Origin of the sequence: Pseudarthrobacter sp. 902506025 (assembly GCF_040702325.1) — a bacterium.
Taxonomy (GTDB): Bacteria; Actinomycetota; Actinomycetes; order Actinomycetales; family Micrococcaceae; genus Arthrobacter.
Genome location: NZ_JBFBKW010000021.1, coordinates 1 through 12,743 on the forward strand (window position 1 = coordinate 1; position 12,743 = coordinate 12,743).

Below are 12,743 nucleotides of genomic sequence, written 5' to 3' on the forward strand. Positions count from 1 at the left end.
GGGAAAACTCACGCCCGTCGAATATGAAACAATCAACCGGACCGCGCTCACTGCGGCCTAAGACCCCGAGTCAACAGAAGCAGGGGCAGTCCCCAGTGCAACGGTTTTGAGAACGTCCGTAACTGCGGCAAGCATTTCCATTGCTTGATGCTCCCGCATCTGGCACTTGCTCGAGTGTTCCAACGCGCCGAATCTGCAGTCGTGACGTTTTCGAGCTCACAGAGTACCGAACGTACTAGTCTGAAGTTTGGCATTGGTAAAAATGAAATGGGGGGGACTTGGCTGAGTACCGGTTCGAGGATCTCGGTGACGATGGCTTCCAACATATGGTCCAAGCTCTTCTTCTGCATCTTCATCCAGATCTCACGGTCCCCCCCATTCGGCAGCCTGATGGTGGGCACGATGCCTTCGAACTTCAGGATTCGACTGGGGTCAAGGTTTTTTCGTATCAGGTGAAGTGGGTACGAGATCAAAGGGAAGAACGCGACCCTGTTAAGTGGCTGAAAGACATCATCAAGGCCGAAGAGGCTAATCTTCGCAGGATGCAGGGTCGTGGGACTCTAGAATGGCTCCTTGTCACTAACGTCCCCGGAACAGCTCACGAGGATTCAGGACGAATTGACCGACTCAACGCGCACCTGCTTGCCGAAGGGAAAAGACTCGGCCTCAAAATGAGGGCATGGTGGCGGAACGAGGTTAGTCGTGCTGTCGATTCGGCACCGCAGGAGCTGAAGTTCGCCTATCCTGACATGCTGGTAGGGGCGGACATTATCCGGTGGATCAATCAAACAAACTTCCTAGTTGAAAAGAAGAACCGGTTGACGCTGGTTCTTCGATCTGTAGCCGCCCATCAGCGGGGTCAAGACAGCGAAGTCAAGTTCAAACACGGGGAACTTGATGGCGTATCGCTAAACAATCTATTCATTGACGTTCCGATCGCGGCGATGGGCCGCAGCTTTGAAGATCGTGTGGGAAACGCAGAGATTGGAACCGGAGTAGGCTTACTTACGGCGCCGAACCGCCATAATGCCACGGTGGTACTAGGAGCCCCCGGGCAAGGTAAATCAACACTCGTACAGTTCGTCTGTCAAATTCATCGTTCGATTTTCCTAAGTTCTGGTGACGACCCCCTCGAGGCAATTGGCCAGCAACCGTTGAGGGATATGCCGCGGATTCCGTATCGGCTGGACCTTCGGATTTATGGGCGATGGGTAGCTGGCTATGACCCGTTCTCCGGCGAAGGCAGCGGACTGCGTCGAGATGCTGGGGCACCCACCAGTGTTGAATCATTTATTGCGCGGATGATGCAGCAAGACAGCGGCGGCACGGAAGTGTCAACGGAAGATGTACTCTTCCTCCTAGACTGGTTGCCCAGTTTTGTGGCCTTTGACGGTTTGGATGAGGTGGCCGAGGTCACCGGGCGCCAGAACGTCGTCGATGAGATTCATGCCTTTCAAGAACGAGCAACGTCGTACCGAGGCTCAACGCGGATCGTTGTTACCTCGCGACCTAGTTATGCAAGTGCGGCGGAACCTCGCAGTGACAAGTTTTCCTACTTCGAGTTGTCCCCTCTGACTGATGCCCTTCGTAACACCTATCTAGAGAGGTGGATTTCAAGCCAAAATTTAAACACCCAGGACGCAGCTGACGTTCGTCGTGTCTTTAAGGCGCGGTCCGCTGAACCTCACGTCAGTGAGCTGGCGACGAATCCGATGCAACTGGCCATCCTTTTGTTCCTGATTTACAGGCGAGGGGAGTCGGTTCCCACGAACCGCACTGCCCTTTACGCCAGTTATATGGAGCTTTTCCTGGATAGGGAAACTTCGAAGAACGATGTGGTCAAGAAACATCGGCACACCGTCGAACGGGTGACCGCATACATCGGCTGGTACCTGCACGCAGACGCAGAAAGTGACGGGGGAACAGGTCGAGCAACGCGCCCGCAGCTCATTCGCCTGGTTAAGCATCGATTAGCTGATTTAGACGTAGATCCATCTTTGGCAACAGCTTTGTTTACTGCTGTAACTCAAAGAGTGTGGGTGCTCTCGAGTCGAACAGGTGAATACTTTGAGTTTGAAGTCCAGCCTATCCGCGAGTACTTCGCGGCCAAACACCTTTTTGCGACAGCTCCTGCTACAACCCATGGCGATGGAGTCGATCGATTCGATCGTATGCTCGCACTTATGCACCGGCCTTACTGGCTAAATGTCACGAGATTTATGGCTGGCATGTTTGATGACGGCATGATCTCCACGGTTGCAGACAAAATTGAGGATCTTTTCGAATCAGCGCCTCGCCCTTTCTGGAGCAGGTTGGTTGCCAAAATACTGCTCCAAGACGGCATTTTTGATTCTGCGGTCCGCCCCAGGCGGCGAATCGTTGAGGGTGCATTCGATGCTGTTGGTGTGATCGAGAGTGCCGCACGTCTGCGATCAAGGCCCCGGACGGGCTCCGAATACGGAATTGCAAGCGCGAAGGCGATAGATGATCTTCTCCGCTCAAGTATTTCCAGCAGTGCGCAGCATCCGTCGGCGGACAGATTAGCCCGAGTCCTCCGTGAGATCTCTCCGTCCAGCGCTCGGGAAATGCTCATTTGGTGGACTGACAAGTTTTCGGCTGCGACGGACGATAAGTCCAAAGCGGCCTGGCTTGCACTTATCGGACCGCTTAACCTTGCTCGAGTAATCTCGGCAGACCAGGCGCAGCTCCTCGCTAACTCTGTGCCGAGCGGAGCCCTACTACTTCTAAATGCTGGAGTTAACGCGGAAAAGGATTCGCCACTGTCCAAAGTCTATTTAGATTTGATAACCTCTGGATCATCTTTTAGGCCTCGAGGCACATCTTTGGCAGCGTTATTGGGCGCAGTCTGCGATCCCTTCTTTTTGTACTCCCGTGGTAGATCTGCAGATGAGGCAAATTCAGCGGAACCTTTAGATATTGAGCAACGACCAGTACGTTTCCCGCTACAGTCCAGTGCTCTAAGTCGTCTGAAGAGTATGGATGGCTTGGGCAGCAAGATCCATGATGTGCTTCAGATTACCGCGGGCCGACGGGGGACCACTCTCATGTGGAGTCAACTCGGCAGTGCTATCGAAGAAGAAGTAGGCGCTAATTGGCTCAGCAATCGTGTGGTTATTTCAGCAGCTTCTCTCGAGTTTCTGACGCTAGGAATCGCATCACACGTTGGCGAGGTTCCTCGAACAGCTTTCGGGCTGGATAGGGCATCGAGCGCTCTACTTGGAGAGATTATTCGGAACAGGAAGTCGGTAACGTGGTGGCGGGAGTCCATCAAGTGTCTTGAGGATCCGCTGGATACCAACACGTGGATCTTGGGCCTTATATCCTGTGCTGATGCCTCGGTTCTTGAGGAGTTGCTTGACGATGCAGCGCCGCTAGTCGACTCGCTCAGTGATTTCGAACTTCGACGGATCCTGTTCGCCATAAGGGATATCGCGAGAACAAAGGTTGTTGTCTCGCCTTACCTGGCTGCAACTGCAGCAAATCTGTCTCCAAGCTTGGCGACTCTAATGCTTCCGCTGTGCCCGTTGGGCGCGCTTGGATTTGGTACGGATGCCCTGAAGACGATTCGGGGCAAAACTTTCCTGTTAGAGGCCTTTGTGCGGGCCTATTGGGCCGTTCGAGACAAAGAAGCTCCAGTAACCGAAGAGCAACATATGGCTGAATATGTAGCCTCCGAACCAAATCTCTATCCAATTTGGGCGTTAGTCTGCGCCGACACAGCATTGAGTAAAAAAACTAAGATGACGCCCCTGAAAGATGTAGCGGAAAAACAGGACTGGTTTCTCGTTCCAGACTGAGCTAGCTACTCCAGTGTACGTCGCTTGGTGTGGAAGCACCTTAAGTCCAACGGACTTCTCCCACGCTGAGACTAGCTGTACTGAGTTTTGATGTTGGTTACAATCGTGAATACGTGAAGATTTTTTAGGTTGGTGGTTACCGGCTCTTCGCGGTTCCTGGAGAAATAGATCCTTACGAACTGCGACGATAGCCCTCATCACTCGTTTGCAGCTTCCCCTACTTCATCTTTTGCCTTAAGCGGAGCTTGCCATTGTTGCGCTTGTTAAGCCAGCGCAGGAGTGAGCGCAATACAGCGCTCACCCAGTCTTCGGATTTCCACCGGGAACATCTCCGAAGTCGGCAACCGAGCCTGAGAGTGCTTGAAGCACATATCAGCCTCACACCGAAGTTTTACCTGTTGCCTCGGAAGTTAGGTCAGCTGAGTGATAACCGCTTACGTGACCATTCGGATAGCCACCACATTTGGGTCTGCTCCGCGGCCAGTTGAAGCGTCCAGTCAGCTAGGAGTTTCTTCGAGAGCCTATATTCATCCCATGGTGACAGTTCAAAAGTGCCAACCAACTCCTCGATGGAGTTCGCACTGACTGATTTAAGGAGCGTCTTGAGCCTTTCCTTCGGAATCATATTGCCGCTAGCTGATATGGACGACACACTGAGAACCGAACTTCCTACGCCCATCTTGGCTAAAAGCATCTCGGTTAAGAATCGGTGACCTTGGTAGTTGATCCTCAGAGCCTCTCCTGGCCAGCGCCGCTCGGCGACTCCAGCAATGAGAGCCAGCCCGTCTATCTTGGCTCGTATAAGGCTGTCGGCACGGATCAAGCTTTTCGCCTGAGTCAGGTCGCATTGGATCCACGTAGTAGTCGGCCCTACCCGCTTTGGGGCGGGCTTCGTATCCAGTGCAAACACTTCAACTCCCAGCTCACGCAAGGAGACTAGGAGAGAAAGGCCAATGCCAGAAGCAGCCCCGACAACTACTATCGCCATCGCAGCCCCCTAACTCTTCCCGTCTTGAAGGAGCATCGAAGATCAGTTTAGGAGTGTCACTCCTTGTGTCAGCCCATCTCTCAGTAGGGACAGCTAATCAACCAACCGGACATGCGACTCGATCCAGAGCTTCGGACTCAGTATATAAACGATGCGAACTACTATCCGTCAAGTTGGAATCTAAGGCTACTCGCCGATGGCGTCAGGAAAGTGAGCTTTGAACCTGATCCTGACGTCTCTCGAGTTACTCTTGGACGTCAGGTTGGGGTGTGCTCAGTCGGACGATCTAGCGTCCTCGAGAAACACGACTAGTTCGATATTGAAGATTCCGCTTGCCAGTAGCATCGTGTGTAACCCAGGTAATTGAAAACCCGGAGCAGCCCAGTAGCAATCAGCCCACGTCCCCACGGCGCACAGGCTAGCTCGAAGATACGCGGGAGAACGAGGGGGTGAGGACGTCCTTGGAGCTTCCCACTATCTTTGTTTCGGCCCTCAGTGGAGGTTCCCATTTATCGACAGACCGGCGCCCCCGCCGTAGCACACTGACACACAGCGCAACGCAGGCGCCCCCGCCGTAGCACACTGACACACAGCGCAACGCAGGCGCCCCCGCCCGTAACCTGTTTAAATGCCTCGTTTCGCACTGGACATCGAGTCCGTCCCCCGTCCCGCCCGTTCCCAGGCGCTCCTGGACGCCGTGAACCACCGGGTGGTCATCGCCGACGGCGCCATGGGCACCATGCTCCAGGGCCGGGACCTCCAGCTGGACACGGACTTCCAGAACCTGGAGGGCTGCAACGAGATCCTCAACGACACCCGCCCGGATGTCATCGCGGACATCCACGACGCCTACTTCGCCACCGGCATCGACGCCGTGGAAACCAACACCTTCGGCGCAAACTGGTCCAACCTCTCCGACTACGGCATCGATGACCGCATCGAAGAGCTCGCCCGCAAGGGTGCCAGGATCGCCCGCGAACGCGCTGAAGCGGCAGAAGAAACAGACGGCCGCATGCGCTGGGTCCTCGGCTCCATGGGCCCCGGAACCAAGCTCCCCAGCCTGGGCCACACCAGCTACGACTGGCTCAAGCAGACCTTCGCACTCCAGGCCGAGGGCCTCATCGACGGCGGCGCGGACGCGTTCCTCATCGAAACAAGCCAGGATCTCCTGCAGACCAAGGCCGCGGTCAACGGCTGCAAGCAGGCCATCGTCTCCAAGGGAGTCCGCCTGCCCATCTTCGTCGAGGTGACGGTCGAGACCACCGGCACCATGCTCATGGGGTCCGAAATCGGCGCCGCGCTCACCGCCCTGGAACCGCTCGGCGTCGACGCCATCGGCCTTAACTGCGCCACCGGCCCGGACGAGATGAGCGAGCACCTCCGCCACCTCTCCAAGCAGTCCTCCGTCGCCATCGCCTGCATGCCCAACGCCGGCCTGCCCGTCCTCGGCGCCAACGGCGCGCACTACCCGCTCACCCCCGCCGAACTCGCCACCGCGCACGAACAGTTCGTCCGTGAATTCGGCCTGGGCCTGGTGGGCGGCTGCTGCGGTACGACGCCGGAACACATGGCCGCCGTCGTCGAACGTCTTGCGCCCTTCCGCACCAAAGCCGTGGAGACGAAGGCAGACAACGCTCCGGCGAGAATCCCCGAAGAGCGCGAGGCCGGCGTCGCCTCCCTCTACCAGCACGTGAACTTCGACCAGGAGTCCGCCTACCTGGCCATCGGTGAGCGCACCAACGCCAACGGTTCCAAGGCCTTCCGCCAGGCGATGCTCGAAGAGCGCTGGGACGACTGCGTGGACATCGCCCGCGAACAGATCCGCGTCGGCGCCCACCTGCTGGACGTCTGCGTCGACTACGTCGGCCGCGACGGCGTGGCCGACGTCAAGGAGATCGTCTCCCGGTTCGCCTCCGCCTCCACCCTCCCGCTGGTCATCGACTCCACCGAACCTCCCGTCCTTAAAGCCGGCCTGGAACTCATCGGCGGGCGCCCCGTGGTCAACTCGGTCAACTACGAGGACGGCGACGGCCCCAACAGCCGCTTCGCCCGCATCATGCCGCTGGTCAAGGAACACGGCACCGCCGTCATCGCCCTGACCATCAACGAAGAGGGCCAGGCCCGCACCACCGAGGGCAAGGTGGCCATCGCCTCCCGCCTGGTCGACTCCCTGGTCGGCGAGTGGGGCATGCGCGTCGAGGACATCATCGTCGACTGCCTCACCTTCCCCGTCGCCACCGGCCAGGAGGAAACCCGCCGCGACGGCATCGAAACCATCGAGGCCATCCGCCAGATCACCACGAAGTACCCGGGCATCAACACCACCCTCGGCGTCTCCAACGTCTCCTTCGGCCTGAACCCGGCAGCCCGCATCGTCCTGAACTCCGTGTTCCTGCACGAAGCCGTCCAGGCAGGCCTGACCAGCGGCATCATCGACGCCGCCAAGATCGTCCCGCTCGCCTCCCTCCCGGAGGAGCAGCGCAAGGTGGCCCTGGACCTGGTCTGGGACCGCCGCGAATACGACGCCGACGGCAACACCACCTACGATCCCCTCGCCCGCATGCTCGACATGTTCGCCGGCGTCGACACCGCAGCGCTCAAGGACCAGCGCGCCGCCGAACTCGCCGCACTGCCCACCGGCGCCCGCCTGGAACGGCGCATCATCGACGGCGAAGGCAAGGGCCTCGAAGCGGACCTGGACCTGGCCCGCAGCGAGGGCATGACCCCGCTGGGCATCATCAACGACCACCTGCTCGAGGGCATGAAGGTGGTGGGCGAACGGTTCGGCGCCGGCGAAATGCAGCTGCCGTTCGTGCTGCAGTCCGCCGAGGTCATGAAGAACGCCGTGGCCCTGCTCGAGCCGCACATGGAGAAGTCAGACTCCTCCGGCAAGGGCACCATGGTGATCGCCACCGTCCGCGGCGACGTGCACGACATCGGCAAGAACCTGGTGGACATCATCCTCACCAACAACGGCTACAAAGTGGTCAACATCGGCATCAAACAGGGCATCGCGGAGATCATGGCCGCCGCCGAGGAGCACAACGCCGACGTGATCGGAATGTCCGGGCTGCTGGTGAAGTCCACGGTGGTGATGAAGGAAAACCTCGCCGAGCTGCAGTCCCGCGGTCTCGCCAAGAAGTGGCCGGTCATCCTGGGCGGCGCCGCCCTCACCCGCGCCTACGTGGAGCAGGACCTGGCCGAGCAGTTCGACGGCGTGGTCCGCTACGCCAAGGACGCCTTCGAAGGCCTCGCCCTCATGGAGCCCCTGGTGAAGGTGGCCCGCGGCGCGTCCCCGGACGACGTCGGCCTGCCGCCGCTGAAGAAGCGCATCCACAAGGGCGGGGCAAAGTTCACCATCACCGAGCCCGAAGCCATGCCGGGCCGGTCCGACGTCGCCACCGACAACCCCGTGCCCGCCCCGCCGTTCTGGGGCACCCGCATTGTCCGTGGCGTCTCGCTGCACGACTACTCCGCGTTCCTCGACGAGCGCGCCACCTTCATGGGCCAGTGGGGCCTCAAGCCCGGCCGCGGCGAGGACGGTGCCTCCTACGAGGAACTCGTGGAACGTGAAGGCCGCCCGCGCCTGCGCTACTGGCTGGACCGCATCCTGGGCGAAGGCATGCTGGACGCTTCCGTGGCCTACGGCTACTTCCCCGTGGTCTCCGAGGGCGAACAGGTGGTGGTGCTGCACCACGGCGAAGATCCCGACGGCTTACTGGGCAAGGCAGGTCTGCTCGCCCCCGACGGTGGTTCAGGCGGCCCGATCGGCACCGACCGCCTGCGGTTCGATTTCCCGCGCCAGCGCCGCGACCGGCACCTGTGCCTGGCTGACTTCGTGAAGTCCCGCGAGTCCGGCCAGATCGACGTGCTGCCCGTGCAGCTGGTCACCGCCGGCTCCAAGATCGAAGAGTTCACCTCCAAGATGTTCGCGGCCAACCAGTACCGCGACTACTACGAGCTCAACGGCCTGGTCATGCAGCTCACCGAGGCGCTGGCCGAGTTCTGGCACGCCCGCATCCGCAAGGAGCTCGGCTTCGCCGCTGAGGAGCCCAAGGACACGGCAGGGTATTTCAAGCTGGACTACCGCGGCGCCCGTTTCTCGCTGGGCTACCCCGCCTGCCCGGACATGGAGGACCGCCGCAAGGTCACCGAGCTGCTGAAGCCCGAACGCATGGGCGTCATCCTGAGCGACGAGCTCATGCTGCACCCGGAACAGTCCACCGACGCGTTCGTGTTCCACCACCCGGAGGCCAAGTACTTCAAGGTGTGAGCTGGCGCCGCTTCCTGGAGTGGGCGGCCGGGGTGTGAGTGGAGCTGCCCTGCCCGGGTTGGGCCTGTGAGCCCTGCCCGCCGGGACCCGGAACCCCGCCGGACACCGGCTTCACCCGCCGCAGCGACGCGAGCACTGCCCGGCCCACCACGGCGATGCCGATCACCGTGGTGACGGCGCGCAGGGTGTCCCAGCCCGCCGTCGACGTCAACAGCGAATACAGCAGGAAGCTGCTGAGGTTGGTGCCCAGCGGCGCGCCCGGAACGTAGGAGATGCCGGTGCCGCCGCCCACCGCGAACGGCCAGAACCACAGGTTCAGCAGCAGCCCAAACACATACGACGACACCACGCCGTAGGCCGCCAGCATCCACAGTTCGGCCCTGCCGCGCACCCGCCGGGGGAGCAGCCCGGCCCCGGCGCCCACCCACGCGCAGGCGAAAACCTGGAACGGCGTCCACGGCCCGATCCCGCCCCACAGTGCACTGGAGACGGCAATCGTCGCGGCACCGAGCAGCAGGCCGAACCGGGCGCCGAAAGCACGCCCCGCCAGGATCAGCAGGATAAACACCGCCTCCACGCCGCCGACGCCGGTGCTCGCCACCCGCACGGCGGAACCGACGGCAGCCAGCACCCCCAGCAGCGCCACGGTGTGTGCCGAGCGGACGGAACCGTCCAGGGAAAGCACGACGGCGACCGCGGCCACGGGTGCGATGGCCAAGGCAATGTAGGGGGTTGCCGCCGCAGCATCCTGCGGGAGGGCCGCGGCCAGCAGGGGCCAGCAGAACGCCGCGAGGGCGGCCAGGTTGGCCAGGGCCAGGACAGCAAGCTCGGCGCTCCGCGGCATCCGGACCCGGTGGGGCTTCCTGGCGTCCGGTACGTCTGCCCGTTCAGCGGCTGACGTCCCCGACTGCGCTCCGGCAAGTGCGGGCCCGGATGTTTGGACACTGGGTGCCGGGACGTACGGTTCCGGGACAGGGGCAGGTTCCAGGGATGGTGCCACGCCGTTCCGCATCGGCAGGATCCGGGCGCCCAGGCCGTGGGCGAAGTCGAGGTCGTGCGTGGCAATCAGGACCGCGGCGCCGTCCTCTGCCGCCGTGCGCAGGGCAGCCGCCACTGCTGCGCGTGCGGCAGGATCGAGCCCGCGCGTGGGCTCATCAATCAGCAGCACATCCGGGCTATCCATGGTCTGCAGGGCAATGGCCAGGATCCTGCGCTCGCCGGCGGAGAGGTCCCGCGGATGCTGGTTGCCGATCGGCATATGGACGCCTCCCCGCAGCCGCGCAAGGCGGGCCGCCGCGGTACCGGCAACAACCGTTGTGCCGTTCTTTCGGCGCGAGAGCCGGCGCTCCGCGGATCGCAGTTCGCCCGCGACCGTGTCCCTGGTGAAGAGGTCGTCCGAGGCGTCCGGCACCAGGGCGACCCTGCCGCCGTCGTCCATTTCCAAGCGGCGCGTTCCCTCAGCGCCCGTACCTTCGCCGAGGGCCAGCGCCACCAGCAGGGACGACTTTCCGGCTCCGTTCGGCCCCACCAACGCCACGATCTCGCCGCGGTGCAGGGCCAGGGAGGCGTCGCGGACCAGCGGCGTGCCCTTCCGTTGCACCTCGAGGTGGGTTGCCGTCAGCACGGGGGCGCGGCCGTGATCCGGAACGGGCAGTGTCCGGGCAACGGCCGGAGCTGAGGGGGAGGGAGCGGTGCCCGGCACCAGCGCGCCGCCCTCGATGGTCCACCAGGAGTCAGCCACCGGAACCAGCGCCGCCGCCCGGTGTTCGGCCACGATGACGCACACGCCGTCGTTGGCCAGGGCGCTGAGCACGGTGATGACGCGGCCGCGGGCGTTCGCGTCGAGGTCGGCCAGGGGCTCGTCCACCAGCAGCAGCCGGGGCTGGTCCACGACGGCGGCGGCGATGGCCACGAGCGTTGCCTCACCTGCCGAGAGGGTGCTGACGTCCCGGTCCAGCAGCGCGGAGACCCCAATCCGTTCCGCCACCTCCAGCACCCGGGCCTTCGCGGCGGCGGAGGGCACGCCACGGAGTTCGAGGGCCAGGGCGATGTCATCCCGGACGCGGGTGGTGGCGAAGGCGGCGCGCGGATTCTGGAGGACGACGCCCACCACGCCCGCGGTATCGCGTGGCGGGGCGCCAGCGCGGCCCGTCCCGGCAATCCGCACCGTGCCGGACAGCTGGCCGCCGTCCACATGGGATAGGAGGCCCGCGAGGCCCCGCAGGATGGTGGACTTGCCGGAGCCTGTGGGCCCGGTGATCACCGCGACGGACCCGGCCTGCGGTGCAAACGAATCAACCTTGATGCGCGTGTCAGCGATGCGGAACTGTGCGTCGCGCACCAGAAGCGGGCCGCCGCCGTCGTGATGTCCTTGGCGGGTTGCCCGGCTGCCGAAGCCGCGCAGCTCCAGGGCCGCAGCCACCCGGCCGGCATGCTCCAGGGTGCGCTCGAGGACGGGCACCAGGGCCCGGGGGCCTAAGCGTTCGCCGCGGAGCCGGAAGGCCAGGCGGACGGAGGCCACGGCGTCGGCAAGCGCGGGGAGCGCGGCCCAGGCCACCACCAGCATCCGGGCCACGCCCTGCATGGGGCCACCGCGGGCCAGGCGGACGAAGCCACGGGACACATCCACCCAGGCATTGAGCAGGCCGAAGCCGAGGATCGTTGCGGCGATCGGCAGCGCGGACAGCACCGCCGCCCAGAGCCCCGGGGCCGTGATCGGGCCCAGAAACACCACGTGGGCGTACGGGGCGGGGAGCCTCAGCGGCGGAAGGTCCAGCAGGACCGGGGTACCGGTGGCGGCTCCGTTGAAAAGGGCCCGGTAGGCGACCCGCGCCGCGATGAACACAGCAGCGAGAACCGCCGCTGCGCGCAACGGCGCGGGCCGGAAGGTCATGACGCGGGTGCTGCCGGTTCGTTGTCCACCGTGTAGAGCAGTTCAAGGCTCTCGCCGGGGTTGAGCTTCAGGCTGTCCAGGCCTTCCTGCGCGTAAGCCCACGTGCCGGCGGCGGGCTTCACCCAGAGCGCCCAGTACGAGACAGTGTTTTTGTCATCGCACGCTTCACGGGTGGTGCCACCCTTGTGCTTGATGTCGAAGTCCGCGGCGGGCACTCCGTTGACGCGGCACGCGAAGCTCGTGGGGTACTTGGCGGTGCCCTCAACCTTCACGTCGGCTTTGCTCAGAACGGCCGATGCCACGGTGGGTCCGTCCACGGACACGCAGGCGGAGGTGTCGGCGGCGGACTGCTTCAGGGCGCCCGAATCGACGATGACCTTCACACCGGCGCAGGGGCCGGCGGAGGTTGAAGCGGCGCTGGCGCTCGACGAAGCCGCTGCAGATGAGGCAGGGGCCGGGGAGCTTGGCTGGGTGGAGGCCGGCGTGGAACAGGCGGCGAGGGTAAGCAGGAGGCCTGCGGCGGCGAGGGAGCCCACGGACGCGGTGCGGAGTTTAGTCAATGTCACCTGTCAAGGGTAGGGCGTTGGCGCTCCGGAGCGGATGGCCGTTCCGTTGTGTGACGCGGGCCCTCGCCGCCCGCCGTCCCAACCAACGCAAAAGGGCCGACGGCGGCACTGGCGGGTTCTAGCGGTCGTTGCAACACCCAGAATTTTTGGGAGTTGCAACGACCGTGTCGTCTTCAACGGAGGAAGCTGTCGGGCGGAGGAAGTA

At 62.8% G+C, this 12,743-nt stretch carries 5 protein-coding genes; 2 read left to right on the plus strand and 3 right to left on the minus strand.

Features of this window, described 5'->3' with window-relative positions:
* Window positions 1-278 precede the first annotated feature (278 nt).
* A complete protein-coding gene (locus tag AB0280_RS21420) occupies window positions 279-3,818 on the plus strand; it encodes an NACHT domain-containing protein (RefSeq protein WP_366368687.1) in 3,540 nt (1,179 codons plus the stop codon).
* A 415-nt stretch (window positions 3,819-4,233) separates the two neighbouring features.
* Here the strand turns inward: AB0280_RS21420 and AB0280_RS21425 are convergent, their stop codons facing one another.
* Window positions 4,234-4,806: an NAD-dependent epimerase/dehydratase family protein gene (locus AB0280_RS21425; RefSeq protein ID WP_307493462.1), complete on the minus strand. Its 573-nt coding sequence runs from the start codon at window positions 4,804-4,806 to the stop codon at window positions 4,234-4,236.
* 628 nt (window positions 4,807-5,434) lie between these two features.
* Between AB0280_RS21425 and metH the strand changes: the two genes are divergently transcribed.
* On the plus strand, window positions 5,435-9,079 hold the full coding sequence (gene metH, locus AB0280_RS21430; RefSeq protein ID WP_307493460.1) for a methionine synthase: 3,645 nt from the start codon (window positions 5,435-5,437) through the stop codon (window positions 9,077-9,079).
* Here metH and AB0280_RS21435 read toward each other — a convergent pair.
* Together AB0280_RS21435 and AB0280_RS21440 are read right to left on the minus strand one after the other, a co-directional pair.
* Entirely contained in the window at window positions 9,069-11,972 is a 2,904-nt protein-coding gene (locus AB0280_RS21435) for an ATP-binding cassette domain-containing protein (protein ID WP_307493458.1), read from the minus strand. The genes metH and AB0280_RS21435 overlap by 11 nt on opposite strands.
* On the minus strand, window positions 11,969-12,538 hold the full coding sequence (locus AB0280_RS21440; RefSeq protein WP_307493456.1) for a hypothetical protein: 570 nt from the start codon (window positions 12,536-12,538) through the stop codon (window positions 11,969-11,971). The genes AB0280_RS21435 and AB0280_RS21440 overlap by 4 nt, the downstream gene beginning before the upstream one ends.
* Window positions 12,539-12,743: the final 205 nt, after the last annotated feature.

Bases quoted from the DNA above. Each gene is read 5' to 3' on its own strand.
- metH (WP_307493460.1), top strand. From the start codon at position 5,435: ATGCCTCGTTTCGCACTGGACATCGAGTCCGTCCCCCGTCCCGCCCGT.
- AB0280_RS21425 (WP_307493462.1), bottom strand. From the start codon at position 4,806: ATGGCGATAGTAGTTGTCGGGGCTGCTTCTGGCATTGGCCTTTCTCTC.
- AB0280_RS21435 (WP_307493458.1), bottom strand. From the start codon at position 11,972: ATGACCTTCCGGCCCGCGCCGTTGCGCGCAGCGGCGGTTCTCGCTGCT.